General features: G+C 35.8%; 26 protein-coding genes. 18 read left to right on the top strand and 8 right to left on the bottom strand.

Features of this window, described 5'->3' with window-relative positions; genetic code table 11:
• The first annotated feature begins 38 nt into the window (after positions 1-38).
• The 10 genes from KKI44_RS07230 (at position 39) to KKI44_RS07185 (ending at position 10,921) form a co-directional block, all read left to right on the top strand.
• Positions 39-716 carry a response regulator transcription factor gene (locus KKI44_RS07230; RefSeq protein WP_076396546.1) on the top strand — a complete coding sequence of 226 codons (678 nt, stop codon included), beginning with the start codon at positions 39-41 and terminating at the stop codon, positions 714-716.
• 45 nt (positions 717-761) lie between these two features.
• Positions 762-1,793 carry a sensor histidine kinase gene (locus tag KKI44_RS07225; protein ID WP_076396548.1) on the top strand — a complete coding sequence of 344 codons (1,032 nt, stop codon included), beginning with the start codon at positions 762-764 and terminating at the stop codon, positions 1,791-1,793.
• Between the two features lie 130 nt (positions 1,794-1,923).
• Positions 1,924-2,523 (top strand): plasmid pRiA4b ORF-3 family protein, encoded by a 600-nt coding sequence (locus KKI44_RS07220; RefSeq protein WP_214590501.1) that lies wholly within the window; start codon positions 1,924-1,926, stop codon positions 2,521-2,523.
• Between the two features lie 316 nt (positions 2,524-2,839).
• Positions 2,840-4,189 (top strand): alpha-amylase family glycosyl hydrolase, encoded by a 1,350-nt coding sequence (locus KKI44_RS07215; protein ID WP_214590500.1) that lies wholly within the window; start codon positions 2,840-2,842, stop codon positions 4,187-4,189.
• A 342-nt stretch (positions 4,190-4,531) separates the two neighbouring features.
• The gene (locus KKI44_RS07210; protein WP_214590499.1) at positions 4,532-4,972 is read left to right on the top strand and encodes a hypothetical protein; all 441 of its coding nucleotides are present in this window, start codon (positions 4,532-4,534) and stop codon (positions 4,970-4,972) included.
• A gap of 114 nt (positions 4,973-5,086) precedes the next feature.
• Positions 5,087-5,881 carry a thymidylate synthase gene (locus KKI44_RS07205; protein WP_214590498.1) on the top strand — a complete coding sequence of 265 codons (795 nt, stop codon included), beginning with the start codon at positions 5,087-5,089 and terminating at the stop codon, positions 5,879-5,881.
• The gene (locus KKI44_RS07200) at positions 5,881-6,801 is read left to right on the top strand and encodes a hypothetical protein (protein ID WP_214590497.1); all 921 of its coding nucleotides are present in this window, start codon (positions 5,881-5,883) and stop codon (positions 6,799-6,801) included. Before KKI44_RS07205 ends, KKI44_RS07200 begins: the two co-directional genes overlap by 1 nt.
• Before the next feature lie 48 nt (positions 6,802-6,849).
• The gene (locus tag KKI44_RS07195; RefSeq protein ID WP_214590496.1) at positions 6,850-8,169 is read left to right on the top strand and encodes a serine hydrolase domain-containing protein; all 1,320 of its coding nucleotides are present in this window, start codon (positions 6,850-6,852) and stop codon (positions 8,167-8,169) included.
• Positions 8,170-8,173: 4 nt separating this feature from the next.
• Positions 8,174-8,392 (top strand): hypothetical protein, encoded by a 219-nt coding sequence (locus tag KKI44_RS07190; RefSeq protein ID WP_214590495.1) that lies wholly within the window; start codon positions 8,174-8,176, stop codon positions 8,390-8,392.
• 15 nt (positions 8,393-8,407) lie between these two features.
• Positions 8,408-10,921, top strand: a complete 2,514-nt coding sequence (locus tag KKI44_RS07185; RefSeq protein ID WP_214590494.1) for a M1 family metallopeptidase — start codon at positions 8,408-8,410, stop codon at positions 10,919-10,921.
• Positions 10,922-11,187: 266 nt separating this feature from the next.
• Here the strand turns inward: KKI44_RS07185 and KKI44_RS07180 are convergent, their stop codons facing one another.
• Positions 11,188-11,682, bottom strand: coding sequence for a hypothetical protein (locus KKI44_RS07180; protein ID WP_250902175.1), 495 nt, complete (start codon positions 11,680-11,682; stop codon positions 11,188-11,190).
• Between the two features lie 245 nt (positions 11,683-11,927).
• Between KKI44_RS07180 and lipA the strand changes: the two genes are divergently transcribed.
• On the top strand, positions 11,928-12,794 hold the full coding sequence (gene lipA / locus KKI44_RS07175; protein ID WP_214590493.1) for a lipoyl synthase: 867 nt from the start codon (positions 11,928-11,930) through the stop codon (positions 12,792-12,794).
• 59 nt (positions 12,795-12,853) lie between these two features.
• Here the strand turns inward: lipA and KKI44_RS07170 are convergent, their stop codons facing one another.
• The 4 genes from KKI44_RS07170 to KKI44_RS07155 form a co-directional block, all read right to left on the bottom strand.
• On the bottom strand, positions 12,854-13,393 hold the full coding sequence (locus KKI44_RS07170; RefSeq protein ID WP_214590492.1) for a lipocalin family protein: 540 nt from the start codon (positions 13,391-13,393) through the stop codon (positions 12,854-12,856).
• 290 nt (positions 13,394-13,683) lie between these two features.
• On the bottom strand, positions 13,684-14,418 hold the full coding sequence (locus tag KKI44_RS07165) for a LytR/AlgR family response regulator transcription factor (RefSeq protein WP_116096214.1): 735 nt from the start codon (positions 14,416-14,418) through the stop codon (positions 13,684-13,686).
• Positions 14,419-14,447: 29 nt separating this feature from the next.
• Positions 14,448-15,164 carry a hypothetical protein gene (locus KKI44_RS07160; protein WP_214590491.1) on the bottom strand — a complete coding sequence of 239 codons (717 nt, stop codon included), beginning with the start codon at positions 15,162-15,164 and terminating at the stop codon, positions 14,448-14,450.
• Between the two features lie 7 nt (positions 15,165-15,171).
• Positions 15,172-16,950, bottom strand: a complete 1,779-nt coding sequence (locus tag KKI44_RS07155; protein WP_214590490.1) for a histidine kinase — start codon at positions 16,948-16,950, stop codon at positions 15,172-15,174.
• Positions 16,951-17,080: 130 nt separating this feature from the next.
• Here KKI44_RS07155 and KKI44_RS07150 point away from each other — a divergent pair, with 130 nt between their 5' ends.
• The 4 genes from KKI44_RS07150 (at position 17,081) to KKI44_RS07135 (ending at position 21,075) form a co-directional block, all read left to right on the top strand.
• Positions 17,081-18,466, top strand: a complete 1,386-nt coding sequence (locus KKI44_RS07150; protein ID WP_214590489.1) for a vWA domain-containing protein — start codon at positions 17,081-17,083, stop codon at positions 18,464-18,466.
• 123 nt (positions 18,467-18,589) lie between these two features.
• On the top strand, positions 18,590-18,943 hold the full coding sequence (locus KKI44_RS07145) for a hypothetical protein (protein WP_214590488.1): 354 nt from the start codon (positions 18,590-18,592) through the stop codon (positions 18,941-18,943).
• A 261-nt stretch (positions 18,944-19,204) separates the two neighbouring features.
• Positions 19,205-19,879, top strand: coding sequence for an SIMPL domain-containing protein (locus tag KKI44_RS07140; protein WP_214590487.1), 675 nt, complete (start codon positions 19,205-19,207; stop codon positions 19,877-19,879).
• A gap of 11 nt (positions 19,880-19,890) precedes the next feature.
• Positions 19,891-21,075: a VWA domain-containing protein gene (locus KKI44_RS07135; protein ID WP_214590486.1), complete on the top strand. Its 1,185-nt coding sequence runs from the start codon at positions 19,891-19,893 to the stop codon at positions 21,073-21,075.
• 207 nt (positions 21,076-21,282) lie between these two features.
• On the opposite strand, the gene KKI44_RS07130 is transcribed toward KKI44_RS07135, so the two are convergent.
• Positions 21,283-22,488 carry an NAD(P)/FAD-dependent oxidoreductase gene (locus tag KKI44_RS07130; protein WP_214590485.1) on the bottom strand — a complete coding sequence of 402 codons (1,206 nt, stop codon included), beginning with the start codon at positions 22,486-22,488 and terminating at the stop codon, positions 21,283-21,285.
• A 111-nt stretch (positions 22,489-22,599) separates the two neighbouring features.
• On the opposite strand from KKI44_RS07130, the gene KKI44_RS07125 reads away from it, so the two are divergent.
• Both KKI44_RS07125 and KKI44_RS07120 read left to right on the top strand, forming a co-directional pair.
• Positions 22,600-22,980: an STAS/SEC14 domain-containing protein gene (locus tag KKI44_RS07125; RefSeq protein WP_214590484.1), complete on the top strand. Its 381-nt coding sequence runs from the start codon at positions 22,600-22,602 to the stop codon at positions 22,978-22,980.
• A gap of 176 nt (positions 22,981-23,156) precedes the next feature.
• Positions 23,157-23,501 (top strand): mannan-binding lectin, encoded by a 345-nt coding sequence (locus tag KKI44_RS07120; RefSeq protein ID WP_214590483.1) that lies wholly within the window; start codon positions 23,157-23,159, stop codon positions 23,499-23,501.
• Between the two features lie 53 nt (positions 23,502-23,554).
• Here KKI44_RS07120 and KKI44_RS07115 read toward each other — a convergent pair whose 3' ends face one another.
• Positions 23,555-24,757 (bottom strand): MFS transporter, encoded by a 1,203-nt coding sequence (locus KKI44_RS07115; RefSeq protein WP_214590482.1) that lies wholly within the window; start codon positions 24,755-24,757, stop codon positions 23,555-23,557.
• Between the two features lie 170 nt (positions 24,758-24,927).
• On the opposite strand from KKI44_RS07115, the gene KKI44_RS07110 reads away from it, so the two are divergent.
• Positions 24,928-25,791, top strand: coding sequence for an AraC family transcriptional regulator (locus KKI44_RS07110; protein ID WP_214590481.1), 864 nt, complete (start codon positions 24,928-24,930; stop codon positions 25,789-25,791).
• Between the two features lie 404 nt (positions 25,792-26,195).
• Here the strand turns inward: KKI44_RS07110 and KKI44_RS07105 are convergent, their stop codons facing one another.
• A complete protein-coding gene (locus tag KKI44_RS07105; RefSeq protein ID WP_214590480.1) occupies positions 26,196-26,672 on the bottom strand; it encodes a hypothetical protein in 477 nt (158 codons plus the stop codon).
• Between the last annotated feature and the right edge of the window lie 55 nt (positions 26,673-26,727).

Raw genomic sequence — 26,727 nt, 5'->3', positions numbered from 1 at the left:
ATTAAAATATTATTAACTTTGACTCGTAAAAATTAAAAATGAACCAAAAGAAAATCCTCTTAATCGACGACGAACTGGATATTTTAGAGATTCTGTCTTACAACTTGGAAAAGGAAGGCTACGACATTTATACAGCCACTAATGGAAATGAAGGTATCGACAAAGCGAAGGAAATTGTTCCGGATCTGATTTTATTGGATGTCATGATGCCCGAAAAAGACGGTATCGAAACCTGCCAGGAACTTAGAAAAATTAAAGAACTTCAAAAAACTTTAATTGTTTTTCTTTCTGCAAGAAGCGAAGAATTTTCACAATTAGCCGGTTTTCAGGCAGGTGCAAACGACTACATTGTTAAATTAATTAAACCGAAAATCCTGATTTCTAAAGTAAATGCTTTATTGCAGTTAACTTCTCAGGTTTCAGACAACTCTAAATTAATTGAAATCGGAGATTTAATTATTGATAAAGATAACTTCAGGGTTTCTAAAAACGGACAGCAGTTTCTACTTCCTAAAAAAGAATTCGATCTTCTGTATTTGCTGGCTTCCAACACAGAAAAAGTTTTCAAAAGAGAAGAAATTCTGGAAAAAGTCTGGGGAAATGACGTTATCGTGGGAGAAAGAACCATCGACGTCCACATCAGAAGACTGAGAGAAAAACTGGGAATCAACACGATTCAGACGTTAAAAGGAATTGGGTATAAACTTATTGTTTAATACTCAATTTCTTACCTTTATATCAACCAATAAAACTTTGTAAAATTGAAATTTTACAGACTTACCCTCGTCGCCTCTTGTCTTCTGACATTGGTGATGTTTCTTTTAGTAATCATTTTCGATTCACTAAAAGATATTTATTACAGTACACCATTTTTTAAAATCGGACTGGTTATTTGCCTTGTCCTGATTTTTATCATCAATTATATCGTTTTAGAGCTTTTATTCAATTATTATGGCAAAAAGCAGGTTCGCGGTCTTTCGCAGCTTTTACCTCAGGAAATTGTTCATGATGATGATGAAAACATCACCATTAAAGAATTGGGAGAAAGATTTTCAGACCTCAACCAAAGAAAAGTGACTGAACTGGATATGATGAAAGAAATGGAAAGTTACAGGAAAGAATACATCGGAAACGTTTCCCACGAGCTGAAGACACCCCTTTTTTCCATTCAGGGATATGTGGAAACGCTGCGCGACGGCGGAGTAGATAACCTTACGATCCGGGATAAATATCTGGAAAGAATCGATAAATCTGTAGAACGTTTAATTGCGATTGTAACGGATCTTGATATGATCAACAGGCTGGAAGCAGGAGAAATAAATCTTACCGTTTCTAAATTTGACGTTAATTTATTAATTAAAGAAATTTTTGATCTTCTCGATCTCGAAGCAGAAAAGCATAATGCAAGCTTGCAGATCCAGACTTTGCAGCCACAGATTTTTGTGGAGGCAGACAAACAGAAAATTTCGCAGGTCTTTATTAACCTGATTTCCAATGCAATTCACTATGCAAACAGACAGGAAGCAAAAGTGGTGGTAAAAACCAGCGTTCTTAAAAATAAAGTTTTAATAGAAGTTATAGACAACGGGATGGGAATTAAATCCGAAAGTTTACCAAGAATTTTTGAAAGATTTTACCGTGTGGAAACCAGCCGAAGCAGAAGGGAAGGAGGTTCCGGGCTTGGTCTTGCCATTGTAAAACATATTCTTGAAGCCCATAACGAAAACATCACCGTAGAAAGTGTTTATCTGGAAGGCACGAAATTCAGTTTCATGCTGGAGAAAAGCAAATAATTTTTGCAAAATGTATGAAAAAAAAATGTTTTAAAAAATGATGAAATATTTTTTTGTCACATCTCATTTATTTTATATTTGCAACAGAGATTTATCATAATAACAACGGCAAAAAGTAATTTAAAAACTGATGGTTTATAAAATCCGCGTAATATTAGATGCAAAAGAAGATATTTTCCGGGATATCGAAGTAAAAGGAAAACAGACGCTATGGAACTTACATTTAGGTATTAAGAGTGCATTCAGCTTGCAGGGAGATGAGCTTTCCACTTTTAATCTGCTTGAAGAAGACGGAACAATAGTAAAAGGTGTTCCGTTAGAAGATATGAGTGACGATGGCGACGGAGAAATTATGTCGGATGTGTACATCGATGAGGCGTTCGAAAATCTAGGAGATAAAGCTCAGTTCCAGTACGGACTTCTTGACCTTTGGGAATTTTTCTGCGAATTGGTAGAGATTATCGAAGAAACCAAAGGAGTTAATTATCCGATTACGGTCTACAGATTTGGAAACGTTCCTTTGAAAGCGCCAGGTAAAAACGGAAGCGCAGGAGGTTCTAAAAAGAAATCGGCAATGCCATTAATGGACGATGATTTCGGTTTTGAAGACGACTTCGGAACTACCGGAAACTTTGCAGACGAAGATGATGATGCTTTTGATGATGAGGAAGAAGAAGACTACAACGACGATGCTTTCGATGATGAAGACGACAACGATGATGAAAGATAATCGGAAGAATTTGTAAAATATACCGCCCTGAACATAAGTTTGGGGCTTTTTTATTCTGTACTTGTAATCAGGAGCTGTTTCGCGCTTTCGCTACTCGCTTTTTCGTTTTTTTCGGCGCGGCAGTGAAGCTGCCGCGCCGAAAAAAACGAAAAGAGCTCAGACATGCCGCTCAATCTCGGCTAGGATCTCGGGCTTTCGATCAAAATAGGTCAGAATACAGCTTATTGCATACTTTAATTTCATTTTCTGTACAAAAATAGAGACTCAGATTTCCTTTTTTCCGATCACAATCCCTATTTTTGTTAAAAGAGAATTAATGAAAAAATTAATTTTAATCGCTGCGATAGGTTTGGGAATCGTTTCCTGTACCACGCAAAAAGCTGCAAAAAACATGATGGATTTACCTAAGGACTGGAAACACACTACCAACATTTACGAAGTAAACGTAAGACAATATACAAAAGAAGGAACCTTCAGAGCATTTGAAAAAGAAATGCCGAGACTCAAATCAATGGGCGTAAAAACCCTTTGGTTTATGCCAATCACTCCGATTGCACAGCAAAATAAAAAAGGAAGTCTGGGAAGTCCTTATGCTGCATCAGATTACACCTCCATTAATCCCGAATTCGGAACGCTGAACGATTTCAAGCACATGGTGAACGAAGCGCACCGATTAGGCTTTAAAGTAATCATAGACTGGGTTGCGAACCACACAGGCTGGGATCATATCTGGACAAAAACCCATCCCGATTTCTATTTAAAAGATCCGGACGGAAAATTCCATATCGCTTCCGGAATGGATGATATCATCGAACTCGACTATAAAAATCAGGAAATGCGTCTTGCAATGATTGATGCCATGAAATACTGGGTAAAAGAAACCAATATCGACGGCTTCCGTTGCGATCTTGCTTCCTGGGTTGAAGTAGATTTCTGGCAGCAGGCGCGTCCTGAAGTGGAAAAAGTAAAACCCCTTTTCTGGCTGGGAGAATTCGATGAACTCGAAAGTCCGGAATACGGAAAAGTTTTTGATGCAAGCTACTCGTGGAAATGGATGCACAAATCTGCCGATTATTACAAAAAAAATGAACCGCTTTCAGAACTCACGGATCTTCTGAGAAAGTACTCTGCAATTGGAGACAATTCGATGAGAGCGTGGTTTACAACCAATCACGACGAAAACTCATGGAACGGAACAGAATATGAAAAATATGGTGTCATCACAAAACCGATGGCTGTATTCTCTGCAACCTGGAACGGTGTTCCGTTGTTATATTCAGGTCAGGAATTACCCAACATGAAACGTCTGGAATTTTTTGAAAAAGATGTCATCAAATGGAGCAATGTGTATCAGAACGCAGACTTTTATAAGACACTCCTCAACTTAAAATCTTCAAATCCGGCACTAAGAGGAGGCGATTCTAATGTTACCACGTATCTTCTCAACACAACCGCTAACGACAAAATTTTAGCATATATAAGAAAAAACGGAAACGATGAAGTTTTAGTTGTTCTCAATATGTCAAAAGATCCTGTAAACTTCTCTATTGAAGACGAACATCTTTCCGGAATCTTTAAAAATATTTTTGAAAAAACAAAAAGAGACTTTAACAGCGGAAAAGATTTTAATTTCAAACCCGGAGATTACGCGGTTTTTGAAAAATAGATTCCTATAAAATCTCCGCTTCTTGGGCGGAGATTAACTTTAATGAGCATGTTTTAAACTTAATTTTCTTCGTTTTATTTGTTTAAGATATGTTAGGAGATAAAAAGTCTGTTTAAACTTTTACTTAACCTCAAAAGCCACAAAAGATATACTAAATTTTTTATTTAAAGTTCATCATTATCAATGAAAAAGCTCACCATAGTTTTTAAAAATCTTTGATTTTTATTCTTTTGAGTGCTTTGATTATTATGGAAATTCGCTTTAACATTATCTTTTGTCCCTTTTGCGGTTAATTCTGAAATTAGTTTAAATAAGTTTAAAATATAAAATTAAATTCTGTAGATGGAAAAATCAAAAATATTAGAAGCGGTAAAAAGCAGAATTGCTGAAAAAATTCAGAAACTTGAAAAACTGATTGAAGAAACGCGCGCTTCGAACAACGATACCAAAAGCTCAATGGGCGATAAATATGAGACCGGACGCGAAATGCTTCAGCAGGAAATCAATAATCTGCAAAGGCAACTGAACGAATCGTTAAACCAGCAATCTATTGTGCAGAAAATATCATCAGATCCATCATCAAAAGTACAAAATGGAGCTTTGGTAAAAACAGATAAAGGTCTTTTCTACATTTCAGCATCGGCGGGAGAAATAATGGTAGACCAACAGAAAATAATGACGGTTTCTGCAGAATCGCCTTTGGCAAAAGCAATGCACGGATTAACTGAAAACCAGAGTTTTTCTGTGAATAATATCACTCAGAAGATTGTAGAAGTAAAGTGAAATTTCTTTGAATCATAAAATCTGTTTACATTCATTACTGCTTTTTTCCTAACTTATGATAGCAGAAAATCATTAAGATTTTTCTAAATTTGACACTCAAAATAATCCTTCGAAATGCAAAATTACCTAGACCTTTTACAACATATTTTAGACAACGGAACCGATAAGACCGACAGAACCGGAACCGGAACAAGAAGTGTTTTCGGCTATCAGCTGAGATATGATTTATCGAAAGGTTTTCCTTTGGTAACCACCAAAAAAGTGCATTTGAAATCCATTATTTACGAATTATTATGGTTTCTGAAAGGAGATACGAACATCAAATATCTCAAGGACAATGGTGTTTCGATCTGGGACGAATGGGCAGATGAAAATGGAGATCTTGGACCGGTTTACGGAGCGCAGTGGAGAAGCTGGAACGGAGCAGATGGAAAAATCGTGGATCAGATTAGCGATGTTATTGATCAGATCAAAAAAAATCCGGATTCCAGAAGGCTTATCGTTTCTGCATGGAATGTTGCCGAAATTCCGAATATGGCTTTAGCGCCTTGTCATGCCTTATTCCAGTTTTATGTGGCAGATGGAAAACTTTCGCTTCAGCTGTATCAGAGAAGTGCCGATGTTTTTCTGGGGGTTCCTTTTAACATTGCAAGTTATGCATTATTACTGATGATGGTGGCGCAGGTTTGCGATCTGGAAGTAGGAGATTACGTTCACAGTTTTGGAGATGTTCATATTTATAACAATCATTTTGAACAGGTTAAAAGACAGCTTTCCAGAGAACCCAGACCGCTTCCAACCATGAAGTTGAATCCTGAAATCAAAGATATTTTCAGTTTTGATTTTGAAGATTTCACGCTGGAAAATTATGATCCCCATCCGGGAATTAAAGCGCCTGTTGCGATTTAATGAGATTTTTCAGATTTTTATATCTACCGTTTCTGGCAGTTTTTCTTTTGGGTTGTAAAAAAGAAAAGAAAGCTGATTATTCGGAACTCATAGAAGTTGTTGACTATTCCAAAGATGTGGTTTTTGATACACTACATGTTCCGGAGCATTTACGAAGCATTGTGCAGCAAATTTCAGAAATTAATGTATATCAGACGGAATACATTGGGAAAGGTGCAGAAAAATCTGCTAATTTTGAAAATTTCAACGAATTAAAAAGATTGGCTTCAGATGAAGAATTATTAGCTCTTATCCATAATAAAAACAGAATTGTTGCTGTTTATTCGGCTATCGGATTATTGGATCGGAAACCCGAAGTTTTAGATACAATTTTTCTTAATTTTTTAAATTTAAAATCTCAGATTCATACACAAGACGGCTGTATTATTGGTGATCAGAATCCTGCGGAACCTTTATATTATGCTTATTTACATTCTTTAGACAATGAAAATCTTCGCACAGATTCCAAGTTGCAGAAACTGGATAGTATGATCATTTTTAGTTCAAACTCTTCGGAAAGTCTCTTACAGGAAGCATTAAGATATAAGTTGTATCCTAAAACTTTCAGAAAGCAGATTGAAATTCAGGCATTTAAAAATCATAAAATTTCTGCTATTAATTATCTTAATCACTGGCATAAAGGAGATTACGATGACCTTTTGCAAAAAGAATTTATATCCATAATTAAGAACGATTCTTTTGGTTATAGTAAAAGAAAAGTTTTAACCGAATTGTTGTCTTTTAAAAATCCGGCTAACAAAAATGTCATTTTAGATTATCTTAAAAAAGATACTCTCTCGGAAGATGAAAACGAAATTATCTGGAAACTTAATGATAACGGTATTTTGGATGGTGAATATCCTCGCAAAAAAGGATATTAATGTAACAAAATTTGTGTTTTCACTACTCATTCAGCAAATCTCAAAAGTATGTTGAAAAAGTTACTTTTTCTTTCGGCGATCAGCTTTTCTGCCATTGTATTTTCTCAGACCAATGTAAAGCAGAAATTAGCCGGCTATATCGATTCTCTGTTCGTACATCATAAAGTAATGGGAAGCTTTGCCTTTGCAGAAAACGACCGCCCTACCTTTGTGAAAGTTGTGGGTTTTGCAGATGCAGAAAAAAATCAGAAAGCAAATGTAAATACCCAATACAGGATCGGATCAATCAGTAAAACATTTACTGCCGTTTTAATTATGAAAGCTTTGGAGGAAAAAAAGATTTCCTTAGATCAGAAACTTTCAGAATTTTATCCTGAGATTTCAAATGCTGAAAAAATTTCCATCGAAAATTTACTGCAGCACAGAACAGGAATTCATAATCTGACCAGTGAAGCCGAGTTTTGGCAGTACAATACAAAACCTCAGACAGAAAGCAGCTTAATCAGCATTATAAAAAAATATAATAGCGATTTTGAACCCGGTTCAAAACACGAATACAGCAATTCTAATTACATTCTGCTCGGTTTTATTCTCGAAAAAATTTACAAAAAACCGTATGCTGTTTTGCTGAAAGATAAAATTACAAAACCTTTAAAATTAACGCTTACAGAAGTTGGAGGAAAAATAGATCCATCAAAAGATCAGGCAAAAGCGTATCAATACACCAACGGAAAATATGTAGCTTCATCTGAAACGGATATGAGTATTCCGATTGGCGCAGGAAATATCATCTCTACTCCAAGAGATCTTCTCACTTTTATTCTTGGTCTCGAAAATGGAAAATTAGTGAAGAAATCCAGTCTGGAAAAAATGAAAACTTTTGTGGATGATTACGGATATGGCTTGGTGAAAGTTCCTTTCGACAAATATTCGGGATTTGGTCATACAGGAGGAATAGACAATTTCAGTTCCGCACTATTTTATTTTCCGGATCTGAAAATTGCCACCGCTTTCAGCACCAATCAGTCGGAAATGGATACCAATGATATTTCCATCAAAATGATTGAAACAGCCATGGGAAAAGATTTCGAAATGCCCAATTTCAAAACCTATGAAATTTCAGAGAATGATCTTCAGAAGTTTACAGGAACTTATTCCAGCAAAGATGTTCCGTTAAAGATTAGCATTTTTATTGAAGATAAAAAACTGATGGCTCAGGCAACAGGACAAAGTGCGTTCCCTTTAGAAGCAATTTCCGAGACAAGTTTTAAATTTGATATGGCAGGAATTGTGATCGATTTCTATCCGGCAAAAAAACAGTTTGTCATTATTCAGGGAGGAACAAAAAATACGTTTACAAAAGAATAAAACAATGAAATATTTAAAAATAAACACCGAAGAAACCGCCGATCTTGAAGCACTTAAAAATGCAATTCTTCAGATGAAAGGCATAGAATCCATAGAAATTATCGACGACGAAAATCCTGAGAGTGAGCTGAAAAAAGCTTTTGCCAAAACCAAAGAACAGTTCAAAAAAGGAGATTACGAAACATTGGTAAACGATATTTTTGATATTTTAACTAAAAAATAATTTAAGAAATAAATAATGAAAAAAGCCATTTTATCGATTGCTTTACTGGGCGGAATTTTATTTTCCGCAAATGCAGCAGCACAAACCGAAACTTCGGGAAGAGAAAAAGTATACAGAGCCACTCATACCAAAGTAACGGAGCTGAAACACACGAAGCTTAAAGTAAATTTCGATTATCAGAAAGAACAGATGAACGGGGAAGAATGGCTTACTGCCGCACCTTTTTTCTATCCGACCAACGAACTTACGCTTGATGCAAAAGGAATGCTGATCCATGAAGTCGCTTTGGATATCAATGGAAAAAAATCTCCTTTAAAGTATGATTATAAGGATGATGTTTTAAAAATTACTTTAGACAAAACCTATCAGAAAAATCAGGATTACACAGTTTACATCAAATATACAGCACGTCCGAACGAAGTAAAACAGGAAGGAAGCATGGCAATTAGTGATGCGAAAGGTCTGTATTTCATTAATGCACAGGGAACAGATCCCGATAAACCAACGCAAATCTGGACGCAGGGTGAAACGGAATCTTCTTCAGCCTGGTTCCCGACCATCGATAAATCCAACCAGAAAACAACACAGGAAATTTACATGACGGTTCCTGATAAATACGTAACCCTTTCCAACGGATTGCTGAAAGATTCCCAAAAAGAAGCAAACGGTCTTAGAACCGATCATTGGGTGATGGATAAAAGACATTCTACCTATCTTTTCTTCATGGGAGTGGGAGAGTACGCTATTGTGAAGGATAAATGGAGAAATATAGCAGTTGATTATTATATCGAGAAAGAATACGAACCGTATGCAAAACAGATCTACGGAAACACACCGGAAATGATCGAGTTTTTCTCTAAAAAGTTAGGCTACGATTTCCCGTGGTCAAAATACGCTCAGATTTCCGGAAGAGATTATGTGAGCGGAGCGATGGAAAATACAACGGCAACGTTACACGGAAGTGATATTTTACAGAAACCGGGACAGCTTATCGACGAAAATACATGGGAAGATACCATTGCCCACGAATTGTTTCACCAATGGTTCGGAGATCTCGTAACGGCAGAAAGCTGGAGTAATCTTACGGTAAATGAATCTTTCGCTAATTATTCCGAATACCTTTGGAACGAATACAAATACGGAAAAGATCAGGCAGATTATCACCAGATGAAAGATGTAAACAACTACATCCATAATCCGGCGGATTTCAAAAAAGATTTGGTAAGATTCGATTACGATTCCCGTGAAGATGTTTTCGATTTGGTAACCTATCAGAAAGGAGGGGGAATTCTTCATATGCTGAGAAACTATTTAGGAGACGATGCTTTCTTTGCAGGAATGAACGATTATCTGAAGACCTATGAATATCAAAACGGAGAAGCGCATCAATTAAGATTATCTTTCGAAAAAGTTTCGGGAAGAGATCTTAACTGGTTCTTCAACCAATGGTATTTCGGAAGCGGACATCCGAAAATTAAATATTCTTATACTTTTGAGCCGGTTAAAAAACAGGTTGCCGTAACCATAGAGCAGACGCAGGAACAGCCGTTCCAGTTTCCTCTGGCAATCGATGTGTACGATAACGGAAAACCGAGAAGATACAATGTTTGGGTAAATGCAGAAGCAAAAAATACTTTCAATTTTGATGTTTCTAAAAATGCAGACCTCGTAAATATTAATGCCGACGGAATTTTAGTGGCAGACATTACGGATACCAAAACACCGGAGCAATATGCAATGCAGTATGCGGGATCAAAAGAATTTAAAAGCAGATATCTTGCGCTGAGCGGAATTAAAGATCAGGTGGGAAAAAATCCGGCAGCTACAAAATTACTGGCAGCCGCTCTTAAAGATCCGTTCTTCAGAACGAGAATAAAAGCTTTACAGTTAATGGATTTATCAAATCCTGAACAATTTAAAGCGATGGGAGCAGAAGTAGAAAAATTAGCTTCCAATGATCCTAAAACTTTAGTACAGGCTGCAGCCATTTCGGCTTTGGCAAAAACGAAGGATAAAAAATACCTTCCGGTTTTCGAAAAAGGAGTAAATGCCGTTTCAAACGCAGTGAAAGGAAGTTCGGTGAGTGCTATTGTTGAAATCGATCCGGCAAGAGCAAGTACTTTAGCCGATAAGATTGATCTGGAAGGCGCTCCCGAAAATTTATTGAGTAAGCTGTTACCAATTATTGTTAAAAATAAAGTGACTTCACAAATGCCAAACATTGCACAGATGGCAGCATTTTATCCATTCCTTAAATTCCAGAATCCTGAACTGGGCAAAAGTGCGGAAGAAGGCTACAACTGGATTATGAGTTCTGATAATCTGAAAGCGACAGAAAGCATCACCAAAATGCTGAATCAGGCAAAAGGACAGATCGGGAACAATCCTCAGGCGAAAATGATGATCTCCCAAATGCTGAAAGACGGTCTTGCCAAAAAAATGGAACTTCTGAAGCAGAATCCTCAAAATGCAGCAAGCATCAATAAGCAGATTGACGCAATCAACAAATCCATTGAAGATTTTAAATAACCTTTAAAATGATATTGAAGTTGTTTAAACTAGCTTTAAATTTAACCTCAAAAGAGAAAAAAGACTTTATGGATTTATCTAAAGTATTTAATAAAAGTTTAGAAAGAGATAAAATCTTTGATTTTTTTTAACTTATGTGTTCTTTTTTTTCCATTGAATGATTAAACTTAAGAAACTAAAGTGTTTAAATCTTTTGTGGTAAAAAGTTTAAACTAATTTATTAAAAAAGCACTTCTGCAAAGAGGTGCTTTTTTACTTTAATGTCATCAGATATAAATTTTTTCCTTTGTTTTGGGAATCAGAATTTCTCTTCTTTTTTCCTGATTTCTGTTTTGCAGATTGATTTTCATTCCTTTTTTAATGAAGATTTCTTTCTTCGAATTTCCGTATTCTTTTTTGTTGGCAACTTCCTTTTCGTAAACAATCTTTCCTGTGGAAAGATTAAAGTCTACCGTTGTCCAATATTCTTCAGGTTTTCCGCTTTCAGAGAAAAAGCCGATTAATTCGAAATGACCGTTCTGAAATCTGTACTTGTCTGTACCGCCCCATTTCCAGCTGCTTCCGCCGTAATGGCTAATTTCCAGGATTCCGTTTTTTATCTCGGTTCCCTGATACGGATCGCCCATCATTCCACCGTCTTTACTGCCCAGAATTGCTTTTCGGGATTTTTCCAAAACATTCCATTTATTATTTACCTTCTTCAGAATCTGAATTTCGCGGATGTCTCCGGAATCGCTGTTGGTCGGAATGTCATAAACCACAACTTTTTCAGGAATTTTATCTCCGTCGAGATCACCTTCAACAGTTTCATTGATTTTAGAATTTTTTGGCTAAAATTCCTTCTGCGCAAAACAGAATGTGCTGAAAATAAGAGCTGCAATGCAGAATGTAGTCTTCATAAAATATTTTGTACTCTAAAATTACGAAATTATGTGTTTCATCAATGCGTGTCTTTGATTGTTTCGATAAAAAAATCACTAACTTTGAACCTCAATTTGAGAAATAAATGGAGAATTTAATTCAGGATACTACCGTTCAGAAACCAAAATGGATTCGTGTAAAACTTCCTACCGGAAAAAACTACCGAGAACTGAGAACTTTGGTTGATAAATATAAATTAAATACCATTTGCCAGAGCGGAAGCTGTCCGAATATGGGCGAATGTTGGGGAGAAGGAACAGCTACTTTCATGATCCTTGGAAATATCTGTACCCGAAGCTGCGGATTTTGCGGGGTAAAAACCGGAAAACCGATGGATGTAAACTGGGACGAACCCGAAAAAGTGGCACGTTCCATCAAATTAATGAAGATCAAGCACGCTGTTTTAACATCTGTAGACCGCGATGATCTGAAAGATATGGGATCTATTCTCTGGGCAGAAACCGTAAATGCAGTAAGAAGAATTTCTCCGGGAACCACAATGGAAACTTTGATTCCGGATTTTCAGGGGATTACAAAACACATCGACAGATTGGTAGATGTGGCTCCGGAAGTAATTTCTCACAACATGGAAACGGTAAAACGTCTGACAAGAGAAGTAAGAATTCAGGCAAAATATGAAAGAAGCCTTGAGGTTTTAAGATATTTAAAAGAAGCAGGACAGAGAAGAACAAAAACAGGCGTAATGCTTGGTTTGGGAGAAACTAAAGATGAGGTTTTCCAGACGATTGAAGACATCAGAAACGCAAACGTAGATGTAATTACTTTAGGACAGTATTTGCAGCCTACAAAAAAACATCTTCCTGTAAAGAAATTTATCACTCCTGAAGAATTCGATGAATTTGGGGATTTTGCAAGAAGTTTAGGATTCAGACATGTTGAAAGTTCACCTTTGGTAAGAAGTTCTTATCACGCAGAAAAACATATTCATTAAAATAAAAAATCGCTCTGTTTTCGGAGCGATTTTTATTTTGTCTGATATTTTAATTCAGATTAATTATGTTTAACCCAGATTAATTTATCTGTATTATAACCTATATTTTTTGCTTTTTCTAAAAATCTCTGGCGGATGCTTTCAGGGATTTCTTTTGTTCGGGACAGAATCCAAAGATATTCCAAATTATTTCCCATAATCAGAGCATACTGATAATTATCGTCGATATCCACTACATTATATCCTGCCCAAAACGGCTTAAAAAAAGAAACTTTCAGACGTGCCTCATCTTCTTTTCCGACGAATCGTGCTTCACCAATAGATTCTTTCCATTCTTTTTTAACGTAGTTGTAGCCTTTGTTATCTACTTTTATGGTTCCGTTTGGATTTTTAGAGTAGGTTGCCGTTACATTATCCATATTTTTCTCGAATTTGTAATCGAAACGGGCTATTTCATACCATGTTCCCAGATATTTATCGGCTTTAAAATTCTGTACAGCCGTTGCTCCTTTGGGAATCCCTACCGAACAGGAATTGATAATAAATAATCCTAAAATACCTAAAGAAACAGGGATGGCTATTTTCTGAAAAGTTTTCATTATAAGATATTTTTTAAGTAGAATGGATTCTTCAAAAATGATGCCTGAAAGTTTAATAGATGACTTTAATTTTTTTAAACGCAAATCTTCGATTTCACTTAAACTAAGATCATAAAAAATGAAATCTTCAATTTTATCTGAATACTTTTGTTTTAATGCTGAATCTTTGCAGCCCGACTAGAGCGGAGCTTTTTTTGTGAAACAAAAAAGCGGGAGCGGAAGACATAAATGAGAGAAAAGTAAAGGCTTTTATCGAAGTTTACAAACGAAGTTTTAAGCTGCCCAAAAAATCAGGAAAAAACTTTCAGGAAATTGTCTTTGAAACTTCCGGAAACTTCAATTTCCGTGTGGTCGGAAAGGGTTACGGTTCCGCTTTTGTGGTAAGATTTTACAAAACCGGTATTGATGATGTGGGAGCGGTGGACCCTCACAAAAGGATTTTCCAGCAGATCATCGAAATGCTTTAAAAAACGGCAGACCATTTTTTTAGAACCATCGGTAAGATACACCTGCGTGAAATTTCCATCTGCCTGAAGTCTCACAATGTCTTCCGTTTTCACTACATCGAAACCTTGCAAAGTCGGGAGGATTAATTGTTGTTTTTCGGGTTTTAATTTTAAATTTTCGAGAAGGATTTTATTCCGGTTGAGTTCTTCTTTGCTTTCCAGACTTTCTGCTACTTTATTAACTGCTAAAATAAGTTCCTGAATGTCAATTGGTTTTAAAATATAATAACTTGCCGATTTATTAAGAGCCTGTAAAGAATATTGAGAAAATGCCGTGATAAAAATTGTTTCATAGGAAAATTCTTTGGTCGCTTCCAAGACATCAAAAGCATTTCCGAAAGGCATTTCAACGTCCAGAAAAACCAGTTGCGGCTGTTTCTCGGCAATCAGTGGAACGGCTTCTTTGATATTTTCGGCTTCCCCTAAAATTTCAACCTGCGGACAGTATTTTGTAAGATAATTCCTCAGAACATCTCTTGCAATAAGTTCATCGTCTACAATGACGGCTTTTATTTTCATACTTTTAGGTTTTAGGTTGCAGGAAAAAACTATTGATATTTTCCGTTGGAGAATTTTAAAGTTTTGTAGGTTGTTTTTGAGGTTTCAAAGTCTTTGCAATCTCCTTTTATCAGTTTTGTTCTCCTGTTTATATTTTGTGTCTTGATGATAAGATCTGTAAAATTAGCGGTTGTTTTTTTGTCGAGATCTATTGTGGAAGTGGTCTCATGAAACTCTCCTGCACATCTTGTGTCCCATTCTCCGCCGTAAGAATACACTTCGAATCTGTTCAGAATTTTTTTCAGGCTTCCGTTTTCTCTGTAAAAAAGAGAAAGTTCTTCTGTTGAATAAGGATTCGGCTGGCTTTGTCCTCTGAAGCTGACTCTGATTCCGAAAGCACGGATGTCTTTACTGACTGTATATAAACCCGTATCAATCGTTATTCCGCTTATTCCAATCGCATCCGAAGTAATTTCTTCGGGATCGTAATATTTATTTTTAATACTGCCTTTTTCATCGGTAATCATGATGTAATTTCTTACAGTATACATTTCTTCATCTTCCTGACCATCGAAAATGGGCAATACAACAATGTAAGAATCTTTTTCATTCGGCATTTTCTTTTCCGTGTAAAACTCTCTTCTGATCTGTGATTTTTTTATTTTCAGTGCTTTAACAATAGTTTCAAAACGGGCAGAATTGATTTCCTGTCCGAACATCATGAAAGATGAAATTAAAAATACAAAGGCTAAAATTTTTCTCTTCATTGGGATCTTACAATACATTTAATTTCAAAATAACTAAAACGCCGGAATTGTTTTCTTTATCTTTCACAGTGCACGAAATATCTTTTTTATACAGATCATTCAGCAGATCGATTCTTTCGAGGGTGTTTTTCATTCCGCGGCCTTTTCTGGCTTTCTGATGTTCCGTTTTCTGATTTTTGCTTTCCTCAATCCCGATTCCGTTGTCTTCAATTATAATTTTGAGCTGCTCGTTTTCTTTTTCAAAGCTGAGATTCAAAAATCCTTTGGTTGTTCTGTAACGTAAACCATGCCATATTGCGTTTTCTAAAAATGGCTGAACCAGCATTCCCGGAACTTTGAGACTTTGCGTGTTTAAACTTTCGTCTACATCAATTTCATAATCGAATTTATCGGCAAAACGTGTTTTTTCCAAAGCAAGATAATTCTGCAACAGATCCAGCTCCTGCTGAAAAGGAATGAAATCTTCGGTAGAATTTTCCATCACGCCGCGCATTAGTTTAGAAAACTTGGTTAAATATTGGTTGGCTTCCAGTTCATTATTGGTAGCAATGAAATGATTCACAGAATTTAAGCTGTTAAAAATAAAATGCGGATTCATCTCGCGGCGTAACGACTGTAAAGCAATTTTTTTATTCTTGATCTGAACTTTTTTGAGCGTTCTGAAAATGAAAATTATCAATCCGATTAAAACGATTAATGCAAAAATCAAACTGTAGTTGAAAACATTTTTCTTGCGGATGAGTTCATCTTTAAGCTGTTTTTCCTTTTCCAGTTGGGCAATTCGCTGTTCGGTATCTTCAAGGATTTTTTCATCAACCAGACTTTTGTCTTTTGAAACCAGATCCGGCAATTTTCCTAGAAAATCACGGTATAATTTGACTGAAGCATCCGTATTTTCGGAAACGTTATACAAACTGTCGAGCTTTTTTACACTTTTCTGTGCTTCCAGTGTATGACCTTTTTCAAGCGCGATTCCGTAAGATTTTTTTAAAAGATCGATGGCTTCTTTCGGATCATTTTTTTTGATGTAAATATCGGCGAGCTCCTGAATCTGTTCTACCTGCTTTTTAGAATTTTCCTTAACAAAATCTTCTTTTAACACCGTTTTTTTTGCTTCAATGGCTTTGTCGAAATTTTTATTTTCAACGTAAAAATCCGTTAATTTCTGGTTGATTTCCAATGCCTGTTGCGGCGCTTCCTTTTTAGATATTTTATAGGCATTCGTAAGATTTACTTCCGCTTTCGGAATATCATTCTGCTGAATATTGATATCTGCCATCTGCGTGTAATTCGCAGCCAGTTCGCCTTTATCTTTTTCTTTTTCGTTAAGCTGGATATTATTCTGGATCGCTTCTTCTTTAGCTTCCGCAGAATTTACGGAAAGTCTGGTCACGTCATTGGAATTCAAGGCACGGCTTTTAGAATAACTTACTTCTGCGGCTCTGTTGTAATTGCTGATTGCCGGAGAAATTTTGTTCTGCTTTTCCTGAGACTGTGCAAGTTTGCGGCTTGCTTTTTCAATATTCGGTTTGTCGTTTAATTTTTCGTAGATATTTTTTGCTTTGGTGTAATATTCTTCACTTTTCTGGAAATTTCCGTTGTTAAAAAACGATTCTCCGATGTTATAGTAGGAATCCGCCTGTGAAGATTCGTCTTTTGTATCGACCGCCTTTTTTAATCTTTTGCTTTGCGTCTGAACTTCCTGAACAACATTACTGCTCTGGGAAAACAGGAGATTTCCCAAAAACATCAATACAAAAAGGACAAAAAGCCGGAACATTTTCATAAAACAAAGATATACATATATATAATGTGCAAAAAATTATTCACCAAGTGAAATTCTTCATTCACCAAGTTTCGTATTTTCTGCGGGATTTATGAGGCTAAGTTTGCAGCATAATCCAAATTTAATCATCATGAAAAATTTATCTTTTTTTAACAGAAGTACCTTGATTTACCTTTTCTCTTCAACATTTCTTTTCAATATCTCAAAAGCGCAGTTAGGAGTTTCTTCAGGCTCTGTTTCCCATACGGTGAGCAACGGTCTTTCAAGTGCAAATGAAAGTGGATTTCTTAATGAAAACACGATTATTGTAGAAGATTTTATGAATTACCACAAACATCAGATCAAAATTCCAAAGAAAAATGAAGTGGCTTTAAGCATTGATTATGACAATGCAATTCTGAATTCAGACGACAATTTTTTACTGCAAATCGGGCTCGCAACGCAAAATGTATCGGCTAGAGAAAACTCAAACAAAGTAAATGTTTCTCTGGTTATCGACAACAGCGGATCTATGGGTGGCGGAAAACTTGAAAAAGTAAAAACGGCACTGAAAGTTTTTGTAAAAGGATTGAAACCCGAAGATCTCATTTCCATTGTAAAATTTGATGATACTGCCAATCTTGTTTTAAAATCATCAAAAATAAAAGATGTTGCCGGAAATTTAGATGCAATTATTGAAAGTATTTATCCTTCGGGTTCCACCAATATTCATTCGGGGATGATGATGGGCTATTCGGAAGCGCAAAAACACAATACCAAAGACTACAACAGCAAAGTAATTCTTCTTACCGACGGAATGACAAATTCCGGAATTACAGATCCTGAAACAATTTTGAAACAGTCGAAAGAATTTAACGATAAAGGAATAGACATCAGTACCATCGGAGTCGGGCAACAACTGGATTTTGATCTGTTAAGGAGAATCGCCACTTATGGAAGAGGTTCCAATTATTTCATCGGAGATGCTGAAGAAGATATTCAAAAGACCTTTAAGGATGAATTGGAAAGCCTTTTATACAATATCGGGAAAAAGCCGAAACTAACGATCAATCTTCCCGAAGGAATGAAAATTAAAACATTTTACGGTTATCAGCCAAAATATATTTCTGATCATCAAATTGAAGTAGAACTTGAAAATTTAGATTGCGGACAAACCCAGATTTTCCTGATGGAAGTTGAGAAAAATGAATTAGAAAATTCTTTAATCACTGCTTCTTTAGCTTATGAGAAGAATGATGAAGTGAAAAATATTTCGTCAAAAAAAGGATATGATGAAATGACGGAAACAACTCAACGAGAATTAAAGAAAAATTTTCAGATTGCAAAACTGTCAACAGAACTCAAAAAAGCGGCGAAAGATTTTTCACAAACCAATATGGGAAATAGCAAAAAATCCATGCAAAACATCATCCGTTATTATCAGTCTTTCTGCGATAAAAATGATGAAGATCTGAAGAGAATTTATAATATCGCCTTAAAATATTCATCCGGACAACGCACAAAATCTTATTATTAAATCTTTTGGGCAATTTCAATTCTTTATCAGCTCTTATATGAAAAAAAAGTAATATGAAAATTGAAATTCTGTTAACAGTCAACCATTTAGCAATACATACCTTTGCTAAAACCAAACATGACTATGAAAAAACAGTTTTACTTTTTTCTTTTACCTGTATTATTCCTGCAGAGTTGTTCGTTTCTTGAACAAAACAATTTCATTGAAACCAAGATCATTTCCAGCGATCTCAATGAAAAAATTGTTTACAAATTTTATCAGACCGGACTTAATGATTACAAAGTAGATTTTTACTCTGTGGATCAGTCCGGTTCTACCAAGCTTTTTGAACATGATATCGACGATGCAAATGTAACATCCGATCCATATAACATTTCAGAAAAAAATGATGAACTCATCATCCGCACCACACTTTTCTCCGAAGTGAAAAAACTGGTCACACCAAGCGGAAAATCAATTATTCTCACCAACAGATAAACAGTTCTTTTCAGGACTGTTTTTTATATTCATCACAAAACATTATTTTTAGCTATCATTTGCTGAACGCAGTGCCGTTGTGGAGAAGAATACTCATAATAATTTCAATGAAAATCTTTGCGAACATTGTGTTAAAATAATCATCATCTCTAATTTTTTTGATTTCACCAAGCCAAACCTTCATTTCACCAAGTCTCCCGATTTTCAGTTTTAAATCAATGTAATTTTACTCTAGAAGTTTAAAATTAAAAAAAGAAAATTATGAAACTGAGACATTTTTTACTGATTGGATTATTTCTGATAGGAGGACTGATCAACGCACAGGAAACAAAGAAAAATTTCATTGAAGTAACCGGAATTGCAGAAATGGAAGTGGAACCGGATGAAATTATTTTTAATGTAGGAATTAAAGGAGATAACAAAAATCAGCTTGCCGAGAACGAAAAACAGCTTTTTGAAATCCTTAAAAACAACGGAGTAAAAAACGAAGACATCAAATTCAAATCGATGTACCAGAATATTTATTCCAAAACGAAAATTTTCACTAAGAATCTTCAGTTTAAAGTAACAAAGAAGACCGATATGGGCAATCTTTTTGAAAACCTGAACCAGAAGTGGGTTAACAACATCAACATTGCGGAAATTAAAAACACAAAAATTACAGATTTCAGAAAAACTGTAAAAATCAATGCTCTAAAAGCGGCAAAAGATAAGGCAGATTATCTTCTGGAAAGTATGGGCAAAAGAACCGGGACTCCGCTTGAAATTGTAGAAATTGAAGATTATACCAGTGATATGATGATGCCGATGAACTTCAGAGCTAAAGTTTCCAATATCCAGCTTGAAGCAGCAGATTCTAATGTAGATTATTCTTTTGAAAATATTGATAATATTAAGCTGAAATACAGCATTAAAACAAAATACGAAATCCTTTAAAACACAAAATCATGACAGCTTTTAAAATTTTAACATTAGCAGCCGGAACCGCCGCTTTATTAAGCGTACAAAACTCGAAATTTGAGTGTAAAGAACCCGCCGTTCAGAGAACAATGGTTCAGAATATCAATTCATCTTCCAAAACGAGTATCAAAGAAAATAAAATTCAGGTTGCTTTGCTTTTAGATACTTCCAACAGTATGGACGGATTGATCGATCAGGCAAAATCCCGGCTATGGAACATCGTGAATACTTTAACAACTTTAAAATACAACGGCAAAGCGCCGCAAGTGGAAATTGCTTTGTATGAATACGGAAATGACGGTCTCAGAGATGAGAATTATATCCGACAGGTAACTCCGCTTACTCAGGATCTGGATCTGGTTTCGGAAAAACTGTTTGCTTTGAGAACCAACGGCGGAAGCGAATATTGCGGAGCGGTAATCCGTGATGCCTCGATGAACCTGAAATGGGATGATAATAACCAAAGCATGAAACTGATTTATATTGCAGGAAACGAGCCTTTTGATCAGGGAAAAATCAGCTATAAAGAAGTAATTCCGAGTGCGAAAAGAAAGAATATTTACACCAACACGATTTTCTGCGGCAGCCGTGATGAAGGAATACAGACTTTCTGGCAAAACGGCGCTTCTTTGGGCGAAGGGAAATATTTCAATATCGACAGCGACCAGAAAGTTATTTATATAGAAACTCCCTATGATGTCAGAATTTCAGAATGCAATGCCAAGCTGAATGACACCTACATTTATTACGGAAGTCACGGTTCGGAATTTAAAGCCAAACAGATGCTTCAGGATAAAAATGCCGAAGTGCAGTCGGTTTCCAACGCCGTGGAAAGAACGGTCGCAAAATCTAAGAAAAATGCCTATAAAAACGATCATTGGGATTTGGTCGACCGCGCCGAAAAGGATGTGAACTTCATGTCGGATGTAAAAGCAGAAGAGCTTCCTGCTGAATTGAAAGGAAAAAGCAAAGAAGAAATAAAAAAAGCGGTTGCCGAAAAATCAGCCGAGAGACAAAAAATTCAGAAAGAAATTGAAGTATTGTCTAAAAAGAGACAGGATTTCATTGATGCCGAAATGAAAAAACGAGGAAATTCTGAAGCCGATGATCTTGGAAAAGCAATTGAAAGGTCTGTTCTGGAACTGGCAAAGAAAAACGGCTATAGCCTCTAACTGAAAGATTATCAGCAGAAATTAAATTTAAATATCAGAAGTGATTAAAAACTAATAACCATTAAAGTTGAATAAAGAATAAATGTTGTTTTCAAAGTTCCGACAACAAATATTTTGAGTGTGGTGATCCGCGGCAATTTTTGCCGTGGATTTTTCAGGGTTTCGGCGGAGGCTTCGCCTCCGCCGAAACCCTGAAAACTTCAGAAATCATCTCCCAAATTGAAAATACTTTGAAAGCAGATGCTTCTTACCTTTCATGAATCGAGAAACCATTTCCATTCCGGTAACCGAGAACGTAATTCCGTTTCCTCCGAAACCCAATACAAAATAAGAGTTTTTAAAATCCTTATGTTCCCCGATATAAGGCAGCCCGTCCTTAGTTTCGCCAAAAGTTCCTGCCCATACAAAATCTGTGTAAAAATGATAGTCGGGCTTTATTTTCTTCAATGTCTTTAAAATCTCCTTTTCTTTTTTATTTAAAAGAGAATCGCGTTTTTTAGCATCATAAAAATCTTCGTCGCCTCCTCCGATCAGCATTCTTCCGTCATCTGTTGTCCGCATATACATATAAGGTTCATCGGTATTCCAGACCAGAGTATTGCTGATGTTTTTAAATTTTTTCTTATCAATTTCAGAAACAATGGCATAGGTACTTTTTAAATTCACAAAATGTTCTTTGATAAGATTTTTACTTTCATAGCCGATGCAGTAAATGATTTTTTTAGCCCTGATCTGAAAACCGGAATCCACTGTAATTAAATTATACCCTTTAAAATATTCAACATCTGTCATTTCTGTTTTATCAAAAATTTTTAATCCTTTGCTTACATTCAGTTTAAACAGTTCGTGGGCAAATTTAAAAGCATCAATACTGGCTCCCTGCTCAGATACAATTCCGCCAAAAGTATTTTCGAATCCGAATTGTTTTGAAACCTCATCACTTTCAAGCCATTTTATCTTGAATCCGGCATTTTTTCTCGCTTCATATTCTTTTTTCAGCCATACAGCATCTTTCTTCTTTGAAGCAAAATACAGCGATTTTTTTCTTTTAAATCCCGAATTCGACTTAATTTCATCGGTTAATTTTTCAAGCTTATCAATGGAATCCGAACATGCCTTATAACTTGCTACAGCTCCCTTTTTTCCTATTTTTTCAATAAGTTCATAAAGAGGAACATCAATTTCGTATTGAAGCATGGAAGTTGTTGCCGAAGTACTGCCATTGCAGATCTCACGCTTGTCGATAAGAATCGTTTTATACCCGTCGGAAATCATCTGATGGGCAATCAGGCTTCCGGTAATTCCGCCGCCGATAATCAGCACATCACATTCTTCATTGGATTTCAATGAAGGATAGGAAGAAACTAATCCGTTTTTTAAAAGCCAGAAAGGTTCGTTAGATTTAAGATCCATTGTATTATTTTTTTCTAAATTAACAATAATTACACCTTTTATTCATTTAACATTCATATTGGTTTAATATTTGTTTTCACCGTTCCATCAAACCACATTAAAAATAAAAATATGATAACGATTATTCCAGAGGCTCCGGAAAATGTTGCAGCATTTAACGCAACAGGAGAAGTGACGAAAGAGGACTTTGAAAATCTTGTTTTTCCAAGAGTGAAAGCAAAGATTGAGCAGTTTGGAGAGCTGAATTATCTGATGTATCTTGACACAGATCTGGATAATTTTACAGCCGGTGCATGGCTTGAAGACGCTCTTCTCGGATTGAAGAATCTTACCAAATGGAATAGGGCGGCTATTCTTACCGACAATCAGAATGTACAGAATTTCACAGAAATTTTCAGTGTACTGATGCCGGGAGAATTCAAATCCTTCCCGAAAGGTAACCTTTACAATGCGTTGTACTGGTGCAAAAACGGGAATGAAGTAGAAGCGTAATCTGCTTATTATAAAAACAACGGAGGACTGTCTTTTTTAAGGCAGTCTTTTTTATTGATCTGAAAATTAAACTGTAAGTATAAATACCTAATTATCAATTTAGTACATTCTGCGTATAATATTTCTCATTATTGTGACTACATTTGTAATGTTAAACAAACAAAAAACTAAAAATCATGTCAACATTCAAAATCAACATCATTGCGGGACCACTTTGGAGCAATGACGAAGCACAAAAATTAGGCGGACGAATTGCAGCCGCACATTTAGGAAAATTTACAGGACAATGGTCTACCATTGTGGAAGCACAGATGAGCGTTATCGAAGTTGAGCTTAATACTCAGCCTACAGGAGATTCAGAGTATACTTTAGATGTTTTGGCCGGTCCGATCTGGAGCGACGAAGATGCTAAAGAAGTTTGCCCATCTATCTGTGCGTCTTACGGAGGAACATGGAACGGACAATGGACTACTGTTGTAGAAGGTAAAATGAGCGTTTGCGGATGCACATTTAAATTCTAAAAAGTTTAAAGATTATGAAAATCGGCAGTTTCCTCCGGAAACTGCCGATTCTTTTATTGTTCGCAGGAAATACATTCAGTTGTTATTTCTTTTTCTTCAATTTTTTCCAGACTGTATAATTGCTTATATCTGAAAGCAATGATAAGTCCGATTAACGTCATTCCAACGCCTACCAAAGAAGGATAATTGAAAGAATAACCATTTTCCAGCGGTATTCCTCCCAAAAATGCTCCCAAGGCATTCGCACAATTAAATCCGGCCTGCATAAAAGCGGCAGCCATCATCTCGCTTTTAGGTGCGGCTTTCATCATCATAATATTAATCGGTGCAGCAACCGACATCGACAGTGCGCCGCAGATAAACGTCATTACCAATGAAACCGTTTGATATTCTGAAAGGAAAAATACGCCCACTAAAGAACTCATCATTAAAAAAAGTAATAAAACACAGGTCTTTTCAGGGCTCAGTCTGTCAGACAAATATCCGCCGACCAGATTTCCGACAACCATTCCGGCTCCCGCGAGAATCATTACGTAAGCCATTTGGTTTTCTTTAATTCCTGAAACAATGGTCATCAAAGGTGTAATATAACTGAACCAGGTAAATAATCCTCCAAAACCAATCGCAGTAATCATTAAAACCATCCATGACTGCTTTTTCTTCAAAAATTTCATTTCTTCCATGAAGTAAGTGTCTTCATTGGTTTCAAGTATCGGAAGCCAGAGTTTTAAAAATAATAAGGCAAATAACCCGATCACAGCAACAATGGCAAAATACCATCTCCAGTGAAATGCATGACCGATATACGTTACCAGCGGAACCATCGCGAGATTCGCAATCGTAAGTCCTGTAAACATCAGCGATATATAGAACGCTTCTTTACCTTTTGCCGCTAATCTCGTGGCAACCACGGTTCCCACTCCAAAAAATGCTCCATGCGGAAGTCCGGAAAGGAAACGGATAATCATCATCGTATTATAATCGGGAGCAATTGCTGATAATGCATTAAACAGAGTGAAGATCATCATCAAAACAATCAGCACTTTTTTAGGTGGAAACTTTACAGAATATCCAATAAGGATCGGTGCTCCCACAACTACTCCAAAAGCATAAGCCGAGATGAGATGTCCGGCTTCAGGAATACTGATCTGTAGACTTTTTGCCATATCGGGAAGCAAGCCCATTATAGTAAACTCGGTGGTTCCGATTCCCAGACCTCCGATGGCGAGCGGTATTATTCTTTTATCAATCTTCATTGTAATTCCTTTTAACTGTAATTTTTTTGGGTAACTAATTCACGATCTCTTTCGAAAGTGCAAAATTCGATAGAAATAATCACTTATACTTTAACAGTAATGACTCATATTTGCTCTGTATTAACTTTTTTAATTAATTTTGAATTGAATATTAATCAAAAGAGAACATAATGAAAATTCAGAAAGAAAATATTGAATTTGAAGACGGAAAATCTTTTAAGCTGTTTTCACCATCTCTTAAAAACTGTTTTTACTGGCATTATCACCCGGAAATCGAGCTTGTATATGTAGAAGCCTGCAACGGAATCCGCCATGTCGGTAAAAATATTTCAGATTTTAAAGACAGCGATCTGCTTTTAATAGGTTCTAATGTTCCACATCTTAATTTTGATTATAAAATCCAGACCGAATGCAGACAGATGGTTTTGCAGATGCGCGAAAATTTTCTTCAGGAATACATTATGCCCGTTCCTGAATTTGAAAACATTAAAAAACTGCTGGAACGATCTTATCTGGGATTATCTTTCTCAGGACAAACCAAAAAAACAGTCGTTGAAAAACTACACCAGATAAAAAACGAAAATTCCTTTCATGCTTTTGTCGGGCTCATCGAAATTTTACAGATTCTTGCAGATTCCGAAGAAGTAAAAGAACTGAACAGCGAAGATACCCGCATCAAATGGTTTTTAAATGATAAAATCCGGATGGGAACTATTTACGATTATATTCATGAAAATTATGATCAGAACCCAAATGTAAATATTATCGCAGAAAACGTGAACTTAAGTACTCCCGCATTCTGCCGCTATTTTAAAAAACAGACCAATATGACGTTTACAGATTTTGTAAACAATTACAGGATTAATCAGGCAAAACTTTTATTGCTGCAAAATCACGGTGTTACGGAAGTCTGTTTCCAGGTAGGTTTTGAAAGTCTTTCTTATTTTAATAAATTATTCAAAAAATACATCGGAGAAACGCCTTCCGCTTTCAAGAAAAAACATCTGAGCAGAGTTGAAAGTAGTACAGTTTAAAACTAAGTTTAAACTCATTTTAAATTTAATGATTGTCCGTAATTTGTCATCATTAGAAAACCTTTGAGTTCTTCGCTGAGTGAGTAGTTTATGCTGAGCTTGTCGAAGCACCTTTGCGAACTTAAAAACAGTTGGTGTATAAAAGAATCTTAGCGATTCTTTGCGTGAAAATTAAGCATTATGATCAATAACGGATAATCATTTTAAATTTACCCGCAAAAGGTACACAAAGGACTTATTTGATTTATTTAAATTTAAAATATTTCAAAAGTCTGCAAAGAGACAAAATCTTTGATTTTTTTAAACTTATGTGCCCTTTTTTCACTTAATTATTCAACTTAAGAAACTAAATTGTTAAAATCTTTTGAGTTAAAAAAGTTTAGACAAGTTTACTGATATTTATTTTAAACCAATCCTTTGTATTCTTTCCACTCTTCAAAACGATAATCGATAACCTGTTTCATCAGATCATAATTTTCGTACGTATCTTCGATGTGATAAAAGGTTTCGTATTCGTAATCATTCTCTTCCGCTTTTGTATCAAACAGATTTACATAATCGTCTGCAAAAGAGCTGAACCGGTTTCCGAAATCCGTGTCGTCTTTATAGTAATCTTCAGCAAATGCATTACCGGTATCATTGAGGTCATATTCAGAAAACTTTCCGTCCATGAAATCCATGATGAATTCAGCGCCGGTAATTTTTCTTCTTTTTAAGCTTTGAATTTCTTCTTCATGATCTTCTTTAAATTCTTCCGAGATGAAATCGTTATTAATACACCAGTTCAGAAACATTCCGGTGTGGGTTGCTCCGTTTTTTATTGGAAGTTCTTCAGGAAAATCGCTGCCGTAATGCCATGAAGCATCATCATATTTAGACATATTGAATGATAGTTTTAAACAATTTTATCCAAAAATAGAAAAAATCAATTTATAT

It is taken from the genome of Chryseobacterium sp. ZHDP1 (assembly GCF_018603435.1).
Taxonomy (GTDB): domain Bacteria; phylum Bacteroidota; class Bacteroidia; order Flavobacteriales; family Weeksellaceae; genus Chryseobacterium; species Chryseobacterium indicum.
The sequence above is the reverse complement of the archived record's forward strand: the minus strand, read 5'-3'. Positions and strand labels throughout refer to the sequence as shown.